This window comes from Streptomyces sp. NBC_00289 (genome assembly GCF_041435115.1).
Lineage (GTDB): Bacteria > Actinomycetota > Actinomycetes > Streptomycetales > Streptomycetaceae > Streptomyces.
Genome location: NZ_CP108046.1, coordinates 5,412,059 through 5,428,810, shown reverse-complemented (window position 1 = coordinate 5,428,810; position 16,752 = coordinate 5,412,059). Strand labels below are relative to the sequence as shown.

The following is a 16,752-nucleotide window of genomic DNA, read 5'->3' as shown; positions in this document are numbered from 1 at the left end:
GGCAGGCGTGAGACCGGACGATCACCTCGACCGCCGACAGGACCGTCAGAACCGGCAGGGAGGCGTTCCCGACGGACTCCTGATCGGCCTGCTCGCCTTCCTCCTCGGCATGACCCTGCTGGTCTGGACGGCGACCGGCCTGTCCGCCCTGTTCTCCCAGGGCGCCTGGCCGGACGGCGTCACCTTCACCCGCACCCCGCTGGCCATGCGCTATCTGATCGGCCGACCGCACGACATCCCCGGCGCCTGGCCCGACACCCCTGCGGACCAGCTCTCGGGCTACGGCCTCTTCTGGGGCCTGTTCCTCGGCCAGCTGATGATGCTGTTCGTCCTGACGGTGTTCGCGATCGGCACCGTGGCACGGTGGAAGGGCGTCAGGGCCAGAAGACGGGCCGAGGCGATCGGCCGGAGCACGGCTACGACCACGGAACCGGAGCAGGTGCCGGAGGTTCGCGCAGCACGCCGGGTGCCCCAGCCGCACGAGGTCCCCGAGGTGGTCCCCGAGGTCCCCGTCCCGCGCGTCGAGCCGGAGCCGACAGAGCTCCTCAAGCCGACGCCGACGCAACAGGAGGCCCCCGCCTCTCCGTTCGGTGGTGACCGGCCGGGCGCGTGGGAACCGACCCGCCCCGAAGGCATGGTTCTGTACGGCCTCCCGGACAGCCGCCGGACATCGGCGACCCAGGCCGTACGCGACGCGGCGGGCCCCGCCCTCGTCGTCACCTCCGACCCCGCCATCTGGCAGGAGACCAAGGACGCCCGCGCCAAACTCGGCCCGGTCCACCTCTACGACCCCACACACCGTTGCGACACTCCGGCCCGCCTCCACTGGTCGCCCACGGCGGGCTGCGAGGACAAGGCCACGGCGGCGGCGAGAGCCGTCGCCCTCCTCAGCCCCATCCGCCCCACCGCACGGCTCGACCAAGCGGTCAGCGAGACCGCCGAGACACTCCTGCGCAGCTATCTCCACGCCGCAGCGATCGACGGCCGCACCGTCCGCCACGTCCACCGCTGGTCCCAGGGCACCCAGATCCAGGACGCGGTCCGCACCCTGCGCACGAACCCGAAGGCGTCCCCCGGCTCGGCGGGCGAACTCGAGGCCGCCCTCACCGCACACCCCGAACGCCGTGACATCGCCCAGGAACTCACCAGCCGGGCGCTCTCCGCTCTCTTCACGGTCAACATCCGCGAGGCATGCACTCCAAACCGAACTGATGCGCTCGCCTTGGATTCCTTCGTCGACGAAGCGGGCACGCTTTATGTGGTCGGTGAATCCATCGAGGATCCCAGGACGAACCCCGGTGCGATGCCTCTTCTGACGGCCCTCACCGCAAGCGTGGTCGAGCGCGGCCGGTGCATGGCCGAACGGTCATCCGCCGGTCGGCTCGACCCACCACTGACGCTCGTCCTGGACGACGTCGCGGCCGTCGCCCCGCTCCCCCAACTCCCGGACCTCCTGGCCGACGGAGCCGACCGCGGCCTGCCCACGCTGGCCCTCCTCCGCTCCCGCGAACAGGCCCGCGCCCGCTGGCCACACGACGAACTGCCGGTGTAGAGCGGCTCGGAAGCCGTGTCTCAGGGCCGCTCGACGGCCATCTCCAGCTCACGCTCCCCGCTCCCGCCGAGCTGCACGGTCACTCCGGTGGGCAGGAACCCCGCCTTACGGTAGAAGGCCTGGGCCCGCCCGTTGTCCTCGTGCACGATCAGCCGTACCCGCTCGGCGCCCTGCCCCCACGACCACTCCAGAGCCGCGTCGAAGAGCACCTCGGTCATTCCGCAGCCACGGTGCTCGGGCCGGACGAAGACACCGACGAGGTGCCCCTGCTTCCGCTCGACGGGAGAACCGGCCCAGTCCGTTGTCCCGGGTTCCTCGACCAGCACGGTCAGCATGCCGGCCCACTCCCCGTCCGGCCCCTCCGAGATGATCTGCTGCGCCCCGGTCGCCCCTTCGGCAGCCCCGACGGCCCGCTCCTGCCAGAAGGAGTCCGGCCTGGCCACCGCCGTGTCGTACGTCTCGAGAAAGGCGAGATGCGCCACCGGATCGCGCAGGGCGACGAGCCGCAGCTCCTTGGCCTTGGCCCACTCGTCGGCCCGTATGGAACGAATCAGGTAACTCTCGCGGCTCTCGGCGTTCGGGGTGCTCATACCGCCACCGTAATACGTGACCCCTAAACGCAGAAAACCCCCGCACCTGAGGTGCGGGGGTTTTCCCAAGATTTGTTCGGCGGTGTCCTACTCTCCCACAGGGTCCCCCCTGCAGTACCATCGGCGCTGTGAGGCTTAGCTTCCGGGTTCGGAATGTAACCGGGCGTTTCCCTCACGCTATGACCACCGAAACACTATGAAACAGACAACCGCACCACACCCGTGACCATGGGCATGGGGTTGTTCGTGGTTTCAGAACCAACACAGTGGACGCGAGCAACTGAGGACAAGCCCTCGGCCTATTAGTACCGGTCACCTCCACACCTTACGGTGCTTCCAGATCCGGCCTATCAACCCAGTCGTCTACTGGGAGCCTTAACCCCTCAAAGGGGGTGGGAATACTCATCTCGAAGCAGGCTTCCCGCTTAGATGCTTTCAGCGGTTATCCCTCCCGAACGTAGCCAACCAGCCATGCCCTTGGCAGGACAACTGGCACACCAGAGGTTCGTCCGTCCCGGTCCTCTCGTACTAGGGACAGCCCTTCTCAATATTCCTGCGCGCGCAGCGGATAGGGACCGAACTGTCTCACGACGTTCTAAACCCAGCTCGCGTACCGCTTTAATGGGCGAACAGCCCAACCCTTGGGACCGACTCCAGCCCCAGGATGCGACGAGCCGACATCGAGGTGCCAAACCATCCCGTCGATATGGACTCTTGGGGAAGATCAGCCTGTTATCCCCGGGGTACCTTTTATCCGTTGAGCGACGGCGCTTCCACAAGCCACCGCCGGATCACTAGTCCCGACTTTCGTCCCTGCTCGACCCGTCGGTCTCACAGTCAAGCTCCCTTGTGCACTTACACTCAACACCTGATTGCCAACCAGGCTGAGGGAACCTTTGGGCGCCTCCGTTACTCTTTAGGAGGCAACCGCCCCAGTTAAACTACCCATCAGACACTGTCCCTGATCCGGATCACGGACCCAGGTTAGACATCCAGCACGACCAGACTGGTATTTCAACGACGACTCCACCTGAACTGGCGTCCAAGCTTCACAGTCTCCCAGCTATCCTACACAAGCCGAACCGAACACCAATATCAAACTGTAGTAAAGGTCCCGGGGTCTTTCCGTCCTGCTGCGCGAAACGAGCATCTTTACTCGTAGTGCAATTTCACCGGGCCTATGGTTGAGACAGTCGAGAAGTCGTTACGCCATTCGTGCAGGTCGGAACTTACCCGACAAGGAATTTCGCTACCTTAGGATGGTTATAGTTACCACCGCCGTTTACTGGCGCTTAAGTTCTCAGCTTCGCACGCCCGAAAGCGCACTAACCGGTCCCCTTAACGTTCCAGCACCGGGCAGGCGTCAGTCCGTATACATCGCCTTACGGCTTCGCACGGACCTGTGTTTTTAGTAAACAGTCGCTTCTCGCTGGTCTCTGCGGCCACCCCCAGCTCACCGAGTAAATCGGATCACCAGTGATGGCCCCCCTTCTCCCGAAGTTACGGGGGCATTTTGCCGAGTTCCTTAACCATAGTTCACCCGAACGCCTCGGTATTCTCTACCTGACCACCTGAGTCGGTTTAGGGTACGGGCCGCCATGAAACTCGCTAGAGGCTTTTCTCGACAGCATAGGATCATCCACTTCACCACAATCGGCTCGGCATCAGGTCTCAGCCTTGATGTGCGACGGATTTACCTATCGCACGGCCTACACCCTTACCCCGGGACAACCACCGCCCGGGATGGACTACCTTCCTGCGTCACCCCATCACTCACCTACTGCAGGTCTGGTCCGTCGGCTCCACCACTTTCCTTTCCCCGAAGGGTCCGGAACGGCTTCACGGACTTAGCATCGCCTGGTTCAATGTTTGACGCTTCACAGCGGGTACCGGAATATCAACCGGTTATCCATCGACTACGCCTGTCGGCCTCGCCTTAGGTCCCGACTTACCCTGGGCAGATCAGCTTGACCCAGGAACCCTTAGTCAATCGGCGCACACGTTTCTCACGTGTGTATCGCTACTCATGCCTGCATTCTCACTCGTGAACCGTCCACCACTGCCTTCCGGCGCGGCTTCACCCGGCACACGACGCTCCCCTACCCATCCATACTCCCGTTGGGGATATGTGTATGAATGACACGACTTCGGCGGTACGCTTGAGCCCCGCTACATTGTCGGCGCGGAATCACTAGACCAGTGAGCTATTACGCACTCTTTCAAGGGTGGCTGCTTCTAAGCCAACCTCCTGGTTGTCTGTGCGACTCCACATCCTTTCCCACTTAGCGTACGCTTAGGGGCCTTAGTCGATGCTCTGGGCTGTTTCCCTCTCGACCATGGAGCTTATCCCCCACAGTCTCACTGCCGTGCTCTCACTTACCGGCATTCGGAGTTTGGCTAAGGTCAGTAACCCGGTAGGGCCCATCGCCTATCCAGTGCTCTACCTCCGGCAAGAAACACACGACGCTGCACCTAAATGCATTTCGGGGAGAACCAGCTATCACGGAGTTTGATTGGCCTTTCACCCCTAACCACAGGTCATCCCCCAGGTTTTCAACCCTGGTGGGTTCGGTCCTCCACGAAGTCTTACCTCCGCTTCAACCTGCCCATGGCTAGATCACTCCGCTTCGGGTCTTGAGCGCGCTACTATATCGCCCTGTTCGGACTCGCTTTCGCTACGGCTTCCCCACACGGGTTAACCTCGCAACACACCGCAAACTCGCAGGCTCATTCTTCAAAAGGCACGCAGTCACGACGCATTGAGTAAACTCAATGCGCGACGCTCCCACGGCTTGTAGGCACACGGTTTCAGGTACTATTTCACTCCGCTCCCGCGGTACTTTTCACCATTCCCTCACGGTACTATCCGCTATCGGTCACCAGGGAATATTTAGGCTTAGCGGGTGGTCCCGCCAGATTCACACGGGATTTCTCGGGCCCCGTGCTACTTGGGTGTCTCTCAAACGAGCCGTTGACGTTTCGACTACGGGGGTCTTACCCTCTACGCCGGACCTTTCGCATGTCCTTCGCCTACATCAACGGTTTCTGACTCGTCTCACAGCCGGCAGACTGTGAAAGAGAGATCCCACAACCCCGCATACGCAACCCCTGCCGGGTCTCACACGTATACGGTTTGGCCTCATCCGGTTTCGCTCGCCACTACTCCCGGAATCACGGTTGTTTTCTCTTCCTGCGGGTACTGAGATGTTTCACTTCCCCGCGTTCCCTCCACATACCCTATGTGTTCAGGTATGGGTGACAGCCCATGACGACTGCCGGGTTTCCCCATTCGGAAACCCCCGGATCAAAGCCTGGTTGACGACTCCCCGGGGACTATCGTGGCCTCCCACGTCCTTCATCGGTTCCTGGTGCCAAGGCATCCACCGTGCGCCCTTAAAAACTTGGCCACAGATACTCGCGTCCACTGTGCAGTTCTCAAACAACGACCAACCACCCGTCACAACCCGCCGAAGCAGATTTTTACCGGGGCCGGCACTGAAGGCAGCCAACAATCGGCCGTACCCTCAGATACCCAACAGCGTGCCCGACCGCATCCCGTCCGAAGATCATGCTTTCCACACTCTTGCGAGCAGTACTTGCAGCCTCCGACCCGGAAAACCGGCCGAATAATCAACGTTCCACCCATGAGCAACCACCGTCGAACGTATGCCGACGTAATGGCCCTGGACCACCAGACAATGCCTGGCGGCCTAGATGCTCCTTAGAAAGGAGGTGATCCAGCCGCACCTTCCGGTACGGCTACCTTGTTACGACTTCGTCCCAATCGCCAGTCCCACCTTCGACAGCTCCCTCCCACAAGGGGTTGGGCCACCGGCTTCGGGTGTTACCGACTTTCGTGACGTGACGGGCGGTGTGTACAAGGCCCGGGAACGTATTCACCGCAGCAATGCTGATCTGCGATTACTAGCAACTCCGACTTCATGGGGTCGAGTTGCAGACCCCAATCCGAACTGAGACAGGCTTTTTGAGATTCGCTCCACCTCACGGTATCGCAGCTCATTGTACCTGCCATTGTAGCACGTGTGCAGCCCAAGACATAAGGGGCATGATGACTTGACGTCGTCCCCACCTTCCTCCGAGTTGACCCCGGCAGTCTCCTGTGAGTCCCCATCACCCCGAAGGGCATGCTGGCAACACAGAACAAGGGTTGCGCTCGTTGCGGGACTTAACCCAACATCTCACGACACGAGCTGACGACAGCCATGCACCACCTGTCACCCGACCACAAGGGGGGCACCATCTCTGATGCTTTCCGGGCGATGTCAAGCCTTGGTAAGGTTCTTCGCGTTGCGTCGAATTAAGCCACATGCTCCGCTGCTTGTGCGGGCCCCCGTCAATTCCTTTGAGTTTTAGCCTTGCGGCCGTACTCCCCAGGCGGGGAACTTAATGCGTTAGCTGCGGCACCGACGACGTGGAATGTCGCCAACACCTAGTTCCCACCGTTTACGGCGTGGACTACCAGGGTATCTAATCCTGTTCGCTCCCCACGCTTTCGCTCCTCAGCGTCAGTAATGGCCCAGAGATCCGCCTTCGCCACCGGTGTTCCTCCTGATATCTGCGCATTTCACCGCTACACCAGGAATTCCGATCTCCCCTACCACACTCTAGCCTGCCCGTATCGACTGCAGACCCGGGGTTAAGCCCCGGGCTTTCACAACCGACGCGACAAGCCGCCTACGAGCTCTTTACGCCCAATAATTCCGGACAACGCTTGCGCCCTACGTATTACCGCGGCTGCTGGCACGTAGTTAGCCGGCGCTTCTTCTGCAGGTACCGTCACTTTCGCTTCTTCCCTGCTGAAAGAGGTTTACAACCCGAAGGCCGTCATCCCTCACGCGGCGTCGCTGCATCAGGCTTTCGCCCATTGTGCAATATTCCCCACTGCTGCCTCCCGTAGGAGTCTGGGCCGTGTCTCAGTCCCAGTGTGGCCGGTCGCCCTCTCAGGCCGGCTACCCGTCGTCGCCTTGGTGAGCCATTACCTCACCAACAAGCTGATAGGCCGCGGGCTCATCCTTCACCGCCGGAGCTTTTAACCCCCACAGATGCCTGCGGGAGTATTATCCGGTATTAGACCCCGTTTCCAGGGCTTGTCCCAGAGTGAAGGGCAGATTGCCCACGTGTTACTCACCCGTTCGCCACTAATCCCCACCGAAGTGGTTCATCGTTCGACTTGCATGTGTTAAGCACGCCGCCAGCGTTCGTCCTGAGCCAGGATCAAACTCTCCGTGAATGTTGTCCCGTAATCGGGATGACACCACGAGAGCGGAACAGCCAGGCGGAATAAGCCCGGCCGTTCACAGCGTCCTCGCTGTGTTTACTTCAAAGGAACCACGCCCCGACCAGACGGCCGGAGACGGGGTATCAACATATCTGGCGTTGATTTTTGGCACGCTGTTGAGTTCTCAAGGAACGGACGCTTCCTTTGTACTCACCCGAGACACTGTCTCGCGGCTTTCCTCCGGGCGCTTCCCTTCGGTCTTGCGTTTCCGACTCTATCAGACCGTTTCCGGTCCCGATTTCCTCGGTGCTTTCCAGGTTTCCGCTTTCGCGTTTCCCTTTCCGGCGGTTCCGACTCTATCAGATCCTTTCGGGCCTGACTCCCAGTCAGCGGGCTTGTCCTCCCGGCTGTTGGGCCGTTCCGACGTCTCAAACCTTAGCGGATCCCTTCGGTAGCTCCTAATCGAGCTGCCGTACCCAATCGAATTTAATTCGGACACGCCGAATTCAATCCCGCTGGGAGATCGTGCTGGTGGTTTGTGGTGCCGCTTCTGCGGCGGAGGTGGTGCCGAAGAACCGTTACGGCTCTGTGGCAACCCGAAGAATTCTACGCATCGCGGTGAGGGGTGTCAAGCGCCCCCTGTCAAGATCTTTTGGTGTTCCGCCTCAGTCGAGGTCGCTGAGACGTCCGCCGGCGTCCGGCTGGGCGTACTCGACCCTGCGGAGGAGGCGGGTGAGGACCTCGCCGAGGGCGGTTCGCTCCCCGGCGGAGAGGTCCTGGAGCAGGTCCTCCTCGAAGACCGTGGCGAGGCGCATCGCCTCCTGCCATCTGTCCCGACCCTCCGCCGTCAGTTCCACGATCACGCGGACCCGGTTGCTCTCGTCGCGGTCCCGGGTGACCAGCCCCTCGGCGACCATGCGGTCGATCCGGTGGGTCATCGCGGCCGGCGTCAGGCCGAGGCGCTTGGCGAGGTCGCTGGGGCCCAGGCGATAGGGGGCGCCGGAAAGGACAAGGGCCTTGAGGACCTCCCACTCGGCGTTGCTGATGCCGAGGGCGGCGGTCTGGCGGCCGTAGGCGACGTTCATGCGGCGATTCAGGCGGGAGAGGGCCGAGACGATCTTCTCGACCTGTGGGTCGAGGTCCTGGAACTCGCGCTGGTAGGCGGCGATCTGCTCTTCGAGTGTCGGTTCGCCGAGGCTGCCGGGGGTGTCACCCATGGTCGCAGTATGGCATGGCTCTGCTTGGCATTGAAGTCCTTCAAGGTGTACTGTTCAATCTCGAACTTTAGCTTCGAAGTCTTCAGACCTAACTACTGAGAGAGGTGAACGTGACCAGGGCGAGAGGCGCGGCGATGCGCCGGATCCACGTGGGCAACGCATTCAGCGCGTTCGGGCTCGGCTTCACCGTCCCCTACCTGTACGTCTATGTGGCGCAGGTGCGGGGGCTGGGTGCCGTGACGGCGGGTCTCGTACTCGCCGTCTTCGCCGTGGCCGCGCTGATCGTGCTGCCGTTCGCCGGTCGGGCCATCGTCCGGCGGGGGCCGCTTCCGGTGCTGCTCGCCGCTCTGGTCACCGCCGCCCTCGGGGCGCTGAGCCTGGGCATCGCCGCGACCGCCGCGACCGTGCTGCTGTCGGCGGCCGCGCTGGGCGCGGGGCAGGCCGTGATGCAGCCGGCGCTGGCGACGATGATCGTGGACTGCTCCTCGTCCGACACCCGCTCGCGGGCCTTCGCCACACAGTTCTTCCTGCAGAACCTCGGGCTCGGCGTCGGCGGACTCATCGGCGGTCATCTCGTCGACACCACGAGCGCCACGTCCTTCACCGTGCTGTTCGCGATCGAGGCGGCGGTGTTCCTGCTGCTGGTCGTCGTACTGGCGACCGTGCGGATGCCGCACGCGCCGCGCATGGAGGACGCGCCGGGCCGGTCGGGGCAGGGCGGCTGGAAGCAGCTGCTCGGCAATCGAGCCATGGTGCAGCTGTCCGTGCTGGGGTTCGTGCTGTTCTTCGCCTGCTACGGGCAGTTCGAGTCGGGGCTGAGCGCGTACGGAGTGGAGGCCGCCGGGATCTCCACGTCCGCGCTGGGCACGGCGCTGGCCGCGAACACGGCGGTGATCGTGGTCGCGCAGTTCGTCGTGCTGAGGTTCGTGGAGCGGCGCAGGCGGTCCCGGGTGATCGCGGCGGTGGGACTCATCTGGGCCGTCGCATGGGTCATGGCCGGGTACGCGGGTCTGGGGCACGGCAGCCGGGAGATGGCCACCGCGGCGTTCGTGTCGACGTACGCCCTGTTCGGGCTCGGTGAGGCGATGCTCTCGCCGACGGTCGCGCCGCTGGTCGCCGATCTCGCGCCGACGGGACTGGCCGGGCAGTACAACTCGGCGTTCGCGCTCGTCAAGCAGCTGGCGCTGGCCGTGGGACCGGCGGTCGGCGGGCCCATGGGGGCCTCGCTGCACGCGCCGTACGTGGTGACGTTCCTCTTGTTCTCCCTGGGCATCACGTTCCTCGGGATACGGCTGGGGCGGCAGCTGACCGCCGTACAGGATCAGCCGTGGTCGGCGAAGAGCCGGGTGGTGGCGCAGGGCGGCGCCGCCGCTTCGGGGCACGCGCGAGCGCGCGCCTGAGCCTTACTTCGCGCGGGGCAGCGCGAACTCGCACCACACCGCCTTGCCGCCCCCGGGCGTGCGGCGGGAGCCCCAGGCCGAGGCGATCGTCGCCACGATGGCGATGCCTCGGCCCGACTCGTCGCCCGGTTCGGCGCGGCGGCGCCTGGGCAGGTGGTCGTCGCCGTCCGTCACCTCGATGATCAGGCGCCGGTCGGTGCGGCGCAGGCGCAGGCGCATGGGCGGGGTGCCGTGTTGCAGCGAGTTGGCGACGAGTTCGCTGGCGGCCAGGACACCCAGGTCGTGCAGTTCGGGCGGGAAGCGCCAGCTCGTCAGGACGCCGGAGGCGAAGGCACGCGCGCGGGGGGCCGCCTCGACACCGCCGAGGAGCTCCAGGGCCGCGTTGCGGAAGAGCTCGCTGTCCGGGCCCGTGCGGGCGGGGTGCTGGAGGACCAGGACGGCCACGTCGTCGTCGTGGTCCGCCGTGACCCCGGCCGACCGGACCAGGCGGTCGCACACCACCTGGGGAGTGCCCGTCGCCCCCGCGAGGGCTCGTTCGAGGGCGGCGATGCCCTCGTCCAGGTCCTCGTTCCTGCGCTCCACCAGGCCGTCCGTGTAGAGGACGGCCGTGGAGCCGGGGCCCAGGGGGATCGAGCCCGAGGCGTGCATCCAGCCGCCGGTGCCCAGGGGCGGGCCGGTGGGTTCGTCGGCGCGCAGGACCACCCCGCTCTCGTCGCGGACCAGGATCGGCAGGTGGCCGGCCGAGGCGTACACCAGCCGCCCCTCGTTGGGGTCGTGGATGGCGTACACGCAGGTGGCGATCTGGTTGGCGTCGATCTCGGTGGCGAGGCCGTCGAGAAGCTGGAGGATCTCGTGCGGGGGGAGGTCCAGGCGGGCGTAGGCCCTGACCGCCGTACGGAGCTGGCCCATGACCGCCGCCGCGCGCACTCCTCTGCCCATGACGTCACCGATGACCAGGGCCGTGCGGCCGCCGCCGAGGGTGATCACGTCGTACCAGTCGCCGCCGACCGCCGCTTCCGTGCCGCCGGGCTGGTAGGTGGCCGCTACGCGCAGGTCGTCGGGCTGTTCCAGTTCCTGGGGGAGCAGGGAGCGCTGGAGGGTGACGGCGGTCTCGCGCTGGCGCCGTTCGCTGGCTCTGAGGCGTTCGGCGGCCTCGGCGTGGTCGGTGACGTCGGTGGCGAAGACGAGCACGCCGCCCCTCTCGCCGTCGCTGACCGGGGTGCAGCTGAAGGTGTAGGAGCGGCCGTCGGGGGCCTTGCGGGACTTGACCGTGCGGGGCTTGCGGCTGCGCAGGACCTGGTCGAGCAACGGGAAGAGGCCCAGTTCGTCCAGCTCCGGGAGTGCCTCGCGGGCCGGGTCGCCGATCGGGCGGGGGCCGAAGGCCGCGACGTAGGCGTCGTTGACGTAGGCGAGGCGGTGGTCGGGGCCGTGGATGAGGGCGACGAGGGCCGGGACGCGGTCGAGGACCTCACGCACCGGGAGTTCGTCGACGGCCGGCACGGCGGACTTGCCGTCGGCCAGTTGTTCGACGCGGGCCGCGGGGACGGAGCCGTCCCCGAGTCGGTCCGGGGAGATGGTGTGTTCGGTCCGCGCTGCGGCGCGGCGCTGCGTTCCGGGGAGCCGGGCGCTCCAGCGCGTGAAGTTCACGAATCCTTGCCTCGTGTCGTCGTCTTCGGCGTCTCCGGCCGGCTCCGGACCCGGCCGGGGGTCCGGGCAGTGGCACACCGGGGTTGCAGCACAGTGGGGAAAGCCTCGGGGGTTCGAAGGGCGGGCGTCTGCCCGCCCCGGGTCGGGATCAGTCTGGCAGGGTGACCGACCGGGGCGACATCCGTCAGACGCCTGCCCCGCCGGTGGAGTTCCTCGGTCCGGTCAGGACGACCCCTTCGGGTCGGAAGAAGGCTTTCCACCGGCCGCGAGTTCGAACTCCGCCCGGGGATGTTCGAGCGAGCCGAGGGAGACGATCTCCCGCTTGAAGAGCCCTGACAGAGTCCATTCGGCGAGCACACGGGCCTTGCGGTTGAAGGTGGGCACCCTGTTGAGGTGGTAGACGCGGTGCATGAACCAGGCAGGGTAGCCCTTCAGCTTGCGCCCGTAGACGTGCGCGACACCTTTGTGCAGCCCCAGGGAGGCCACCGAGCCGACGTACTTGTGGGCGTACGTGTCGAGGGGCTCCCCGCGCAGGGAGTGCGCGATGTTGTCGCCGAGGACCTTCGCCTGGCGGACCGCGTGCTGGGCGTTGGGAGCGGTCTCGCTGCCGGGTTCCCCGGCCGTGACGTCGGGGACGGCGGCCGCGTCTCCCGCGGCCCACGCGTGCGTGACGCCCTCCACGGTCAGCTGGGGGGTGCACTTCAGCCGGCCGCGCTCGTTGAGCGGCAGGTCACTGGCGGCGAGGACCGGGTGCGGTTTCACCCCGGCCGTCCACACGACCGTACGGGTCGGGAAGCGAGCGCCGTCGCTGAGGACGGCGACCCGGTCCGCGCAGGACTCGAGGCGGGTGTCCAGGCGTACGTCGATGTTGCGGCGGCGCAGTTCGGTGACCGTGTACCGGCCCAGCTCCTCGCCGACCTCGGGCAGGATGCGGTCCGAGGCCTCGACGAGGATCCACTTCAGGTCCCCGGGCTGGACGTTGTGGTAGTAGCGGGTGGCGTAGCGGGCCATGTCCTCCAGCTCGCCGAGCGCCTCGACACCGGCGTAGCCGCCGCCGACGAACACGAAGGTGAGGGCCGCGTCGCGGACGGCGGGGTCGCGGGTGGAGGAGGCGATGTCCATCTGCTCGATGACGTGGTTGCGCAGTCCGATGGCCTCCTCGACGGTCTTGAAGCCGATGGCGTAGTCGGCGAGGCCGGGGATCGGGAGGGTCCGTGAGACCGAACCGGGGGCGAGGACGAGTTCGTCGTAGGTGATCTGCTGTGCGCCCGTGCCCTCCTCCTGTGTGGCGAGGGTCGTGAGGGTGGCCGTGCGTTTGGCGTGGTCGATGGACTGCGCCTCGCCGATGACGATCCGGCACCGGTCCAGGACCCGTCGCAGCGGTACGACGACATGGCGGGGGGAGATGGATCCGGCCGCCGCTTCCGGGAGGAATGGCTGATACGTCATGTAGGGGTCGGGGGTGACGACCGTGATCTCGATCTCGCCCCGCCCGAGTTCCTGTTTCAGCTTCCGCTGGAGACGCAGGGCCGTGTACATCCCGACGTAGCCGCCGCCGACAACCAGAATGCGCGCACGTTCCTTCACCATCCCATGACGCACCCGTCGCTCGAGTTTGTCCACAGCCCCGACAAATTGTGTGACCGGGAGCGCGGTGCGCACGGGGTGGGCCGGATCGCCGAGGTACGGAGAAGGCGCGCAGGTCAGCGCGTGTGCGCCGGGGGCCGGAAGGGCGTACAACCAGGACGTATACGACCCGTACTCCGATCGGGGGGCGCTCCGTGCGGAACCTGCCCCTTCTGAATTGACTCCCACTCAACTATGTTCGTGGGACGACGGGGTGTAGGGGGATGCGCCCATCGGTCACCGGGCCCGCGACGGGCGGGCTCGAACACCGGGCATGTTCCCGCACGCTCCGCCTTCCAATGGCGGGGAGTCTCCGGGGGGAGACGTCATTACCGGGGGAACGCTTATGCATGTGCAGAACTCTCATTGGTCGTCCGTGTCCGCCATCGCACCCGGTGGCGGACCATTGGGCGGAGCGATGGCGGGAACGATGAGCGCGGCGGGCAACGGACGCGGGGACAGTTCGCGGTCGGCGCCGCTGCGTGTGGACGCACAGCGCAATCTGGAGCACGTACTGCGCGCGGCGCGCGAGGTCTTCGGCGAGCTGGGCTACGGCGCGCCGATGGAGGACGTGGCGCGGCGCGCGCGGGTCGGTGTCGGCACGGTGTACCGGCGCTTCCCGAGCAAGGACGTCCTGGTGCGGCGGATAGCCGAGGAGGAGACCTCCCGGCTGACCGACCAGGCGCGTGCGGCGCTCGGCCAGGAGGACGAGCCGTGGTCGGCGCTCTCGCGCTTCCTGCGGACGTCGGTGGCCTCCGGCGCCGGGCGGCTGCTGCCGCCGCAGGTGCTGCGGGTCGGTGTTCTGGACGAAGAGGGCGAGGGCCGCGGCGGTTCGGTGTTCGACGAGGCGCGGGTGCCGCAGCAGCGGATCCAGACGGGTTCCGGGGAGCTGCGGCTGGTGCCGGAGCAGGCTCCGTCGCCCGCCGCGGACGACGACTCCGGGGCGGCGGCGCTGCTCGACGTGGTGGGCCGGCTCGTGGAGCGGGCGCGCGCGGCGGGTGAGCTGCGGGCCGATGTGTCGGTGGCGGACGTGCTCTTGGTGATCGCGACCGCGGCGCCCTCACTGCCCGACGCGGCGCAGCAGGCGGCCGCCTCGGCACGGTTGCTGGACATCCTGTTGGAGGGGCTGCGCTCGCGGCCGGCCTGAGCCCGCGATGGTCAACCTCGGGTGACGTGTGGCTCGTAGGGGTGACTGTGATGCGTGGGGGCCGCACCGCCCTCGCCTCCGCGGTCACCTCGAGAGCGATACCGACATGTCAGACGTGCCAGCCAACTCCCGTGTGTCAGACGCCACTTGTGCCTTCCCCGAATGAGTGGCGGCCAACACCGCCCGGCGTCAAATCCCCCCGGACGAGTGGACAGTCCGCATGACGGGATCCTGAACAAAAGCCAATATGGCACTCTGACCCGGTGTCCGGGACCGGTGGAGCAGGCGGCGGGGGCTTTCCGCGATGAGCGTTGACGGGCGGGACGAGTCACTCGGTGACGGTGACGCGGAGGACGGCGGCCCCGCCTCGCCGCAGGTGCCGAGTCAGGGCGGCCGGGCCGCCTTCCCGCCGAGCGGCGCGTACGCGGGAGGCGGCATCCCCGCTCAGGGCGGCGAGCCCGTCGAGGGCAGCGTCCCCGCACAGCGCGACCGGCGCGAGGACGGCGTTCTGCCTCCGCCCTGGGAGCAGCCGCCGTCCGACGCGGACCTGATCGCCCGCATGCGCGCGGGCGACGACACCGCCTACGAAGGCCTCTACCGCCGCCACGCGGACGCCGTCCGCCGGTACGCGCGCACCTGCTGCCGGGACGCCCACACCGCCGACGACCTCACCGCCGAGGTCTTCGCCCGCATGCTCCAGGCGGTGCGCGGCGGCGCCGGCCCGGAACACTCCGTACGCGCCTACCTGCTCACGACCGTGCGACGCGTCGCCGCCGGCTGGACCAAGTCGGCCAGACGGGAGCAGCTGGTCGACGACTTCGCCGTGTTCGCCGCCCAGTCCGCGCGGGTGTCCCAGGTGGCCGACGACGACACGCTGGAGCTGGGCGCGGACGTACGGGCCATGCACGAGGCCGAGCAGTCCCTGGCCATGCAGGCCTTCCGGTCGCTCCCCGAGCGCTGGCAGGCCGTGCTGTGGCACACCGAGATCGAGGACGAGTCGCCGAGCGAGGTCGCCACGCTCTTCGGGCTCGACGCCAACGGCACGCGCGTGCTCGCCAGCCGGGCCCGCGAAGGCCTCAAGCAGGCCTACCTCCAGGCCCACGTCAGCGCCACGCTCGCCGGCGACGAGGAGTGCGCCCGCCACGCCGACCGGCTCGGCGCCTACGCCCGCGGCAGCCTGCGCACACGCGCCGAGCGGGGCCTGCGCAAGCATTTGGAGGAGTGCGCCAAGTGCCGGCTGGCCGCGGGCCAGCTCAAGGAGGTCGCCGGGGGGATCCCCGCCGTCGTGCCGGTCGCGGTCCTCGGCTGGTTCGGCGCCGCCGGGTACGCCAAGGCGCTCGGGCTCGTCGCCGGCGGCGCCGGAGCGGGCGCGGCCGGCGCCGCGGGGGCGGCCGCGGCGGCGAGCGGCGGCTCCTCCGGCGGGACGGGCGCCGGTGCGGCGGCCGCGGAAGGCCTGGGCGCTCCCCTGAAGGCGGGGGTGGCGGCCGGTGTGGTCGCCGTGGGCGTCGCCGCGGTGGTGGCCATCGCGCTGGCCGGCAACGACCACCCTGCCGGCAAGCCGGACGCCAAGCCCCCCGTGTCCTCCCCGGTCGTCCAGCCGGCCCAGGAAACGCCCGCGCCGCCGGCGCCGGAAGCCGCGCCGAAACTGCCGGTGGTCGCGGCCTCCGCACCGGCCACGCCGTCTTCGGTGCCGGCCTCGTCACCGACACCGACACCGACGCCCACGCCGGACACGTCGAGGCGGAAGCCGACGCCCGCACCGAGCCCGACACCGAAGCCGCCGGTCACAGCTGCCCCGGCCCCCACCCCGACGCCCACGCCCACGCCCCCTCCGGCACCGGCTCCCCCGCCGGTCCCCGTCGCCTACCGGTTCAGCGAGCTGACCTTCGACGTCAACGGCGACGGCACCAAGCCCGAGATCCGGCTCGGCGAGAGCAGCTGGGTGTGGCAGCGGTACGGCGTGTCGATCGCCGGCACGCGGTACGCGCACGGGGTGACCGTGCACGGCGACTCCTCCGTGACCGTCGACCTCAACCGCCGGTGCTCCGCCTACGACGCACTCGTCGGCGTCGACGACCTGACCCTGGGCCTCGGCACGGTCCACTTCTCGGTCTACGCCGACGGAGTCCCGCTGTGGAACTCCGGCCCGGTCGGGGGCGACGAGGCGGCGGTGCCCGTCCATGTGAGCCTCGCCGGACGCAGCACCGTCCGGCTGGTGGTACGGCCGCACAGCCATCTCGACTCCGTGGCGCTCGCGGACTGGGCCGAGTCGAAGTTCACCTGCACCCGGTGAACCGGCCCTGCCGGGTCCCGCGTGTGCCGCGCACCGGGCTG

8 protein-coding genes and 3 rRNA genes are annotated in these 16,752 nt (G+C 67.1%); 4 read left to right on the top strand and 7 right to left on the bottom strand.

The window, feature by feature from the left end; translation table 11 throughout:
• Window positions 1-7: 7 nt before the first annotated feature.
• Window positions 8-1,552, top strand: a complete 1,545-nt coding sequence (locus OG985_RS24630; RefSeq protein ID WP_371670494.1) for a type IV secretory system conjugative DNA transfer family protein — start codon at window positions 8-10, stop codon at window positions 1,550-1,552.
• A gap of 20 nt (window positions 1,553-1,572) precedes the next feature.
• Here the strand turns inward: OG985_RS24630 and OG985_RS24625 are convergent, their stop codons facing one another.
• From OG985_RS24625 to OG985_RS24605, 5 genes are all read right to left on the bottom strand, one after another.
• The gene (locus tag OG985_RS24625; RefSeq protein WP_371670493.1) at window positions 1,573-2,142 is read right to left on the bottom strand and encodes a GNAT family N-acetyltransferase; all 570 of its coding nucleotides are present in this window, start codon (window positions 2,140-2,142) and stop codon (window positions 1,573-1,575) included.
• 74 nt (window positions 2,143-2,216) lie between these two features.
• Window positions 2,217-2,333: ribosomal RNA gene (rrf, locus tag OG985_RS24620) — 5S ribosomal RNA — on the bottom strand.
• Between the two features lie 91 nt (window positions 2,334-2,424).
• A 23S ribosomal RNA gene (locus OG985_RS24615) occupies window positions 2,425-5,549 on the bottom strand.
• Window positions 5,550-5,867: 318 nt separating this feature from the next.
• Window positions 5,868-7,393 (bottom strand): 16S ribosomal RNA (locus tag OG985_RS24610).
• The 16S, 23S and 5S rRNA genes sit together here, the layout of an rRNA operon.
• 653 nt (window positions 7,394-8,046) lie before the next feature.
• A complete protein-coding gene (locus OG985_RS24605) occupies window positions 8,047-8,598 on the bottom strand; it encodes a MarR family winged helix-turn-helix transcriptional regulator (protein WP_371670492.1) in 552 nt (183 codons plus the stop codon).
• Between the two features lie 134 nt (window positions 8,599-8,732).
• Between OG985_RS24605 and OG985_RS24600 the strand changes: the two genes are divergently transcribed.
• The gene (locus tag OG985_RS24600; protein ID WP_371674484.1) at window positions 8,733-9,998 is read left to right on the top strand and encodes an MFS transporter; all 1,266 of its coding nucleotides are present in this window, start codon (window positions 8,733-8,735) and stop codon (window positions 9,996-9,998) included.
• Between the two features lie 3 nt (window positions 9,999-10,001).
• On the opposite strand, the gene OG985_RS24595 is transcribed toward OG985_RS24600, so the two are convergent.
• Together OG985_RS24595 and OG985_RS24590 are read right to left on the bottom strand one after the other, a co-directional pair.
• Window positions 10,002-11,645 (bottom strand): SpoIIE family protein phosphatase, encoded by a 1,644-nt coding sequence (locus OG985_RS24595; RefSeq protein ID WP_371670491.1) that lies wholly within the window; start codon window positions 11,643-11,645, stop codon window positions 10,002-10,004.
• A gap of 222 nt (window positions 11,646-11,867) precedes the next feature.
• Window positions 11,868-13,235, bottom strand: coding sequence for an NAD(P)/FAD-dependent oxidoreductase (locus tag OG985_RS24590; protein WP_371670490.1), 1,368 nt, complete (start codon window positions 13,233-13,235; stop codon window positions 11,868-11,870).
• A 382-nt stretch (window positions 13,236-13,617) separates the two neighbouring features.
• Here OG985_RS24590 and OG985_RS24585 point away from each other — a divergent pair, with 382 nt between their 5' ends.
• Complete coding sequence (locus tag OG985_RS24585) at window positions 13,618-14,418, top strand: TetR/AcrR family transcriptional regulator (RefSeq protein WP_371670489.1); 801 nt, start codon at window positions 13,618-13,620, stop codon at window positions 14,416-14,418.
• A 304-nt stretch (window positions 14,419-14,722) separates the two neighbouring features.
• Window positions 14,723-16,711, top strand: a complete 1,989-nt coding sequence (locus OG985_RS24580) for a sigma-70 family RNA polymerase sigma factor (RefSeq protein ID WP_371670488.1) — start codon at window positions 14,723-14,725, stop codon at window positions 16,709-16,711.
• Window positions 16,712-16,752: the final 41 nt, after the last annotated feature.

Bases quoted from the DNA above. Each gene is read 5' to 3' on its own strand.
- OG985_RS24625 (WP_371670493.1), bottom strand. From the start codon at position 2,142: ATGAGCACCCCGAACGCCGAGAGCCGCGAGAGTTACCTGATTCGTTCC.
- OG985_RS24605 (WP_371670492.1), bottom strand. From the start codon at position 8,598: ATGGGTGACACCCCCGGCAGCCTCGGCGAACCGACACTCGAAGAGCAG.
- OG985_RS24600 (WP_371674484.1), top strand. From the start codon at position 8,733: ATGCGCCGGATCCACGTGGGCAACGCATTCAGCGCGTTCGGGCTCGGC.
- OG985_RS24590 (WP_371670490.1), bottom strand. From the start codon at position 13,235: ATGGTGAAGGAACGTGCGCGCATTCTGGTTGTCGGCGGCGGCTACGTC.
- OG985_RS24585 (WP_371670489.1), top strand. From the start codon at position 13,618: ATGCATGTGCAGAACTCTCATTGGTCGTCCGTGTCCGCCATCGCACCC.
- OG985_RS24580 (WP_371670488.1), top strand. From the start codon at position 14,723: ATGAGCGTTGACGGGCGGGACGAGTCACTCGGTGACGGTGACGCGGAG.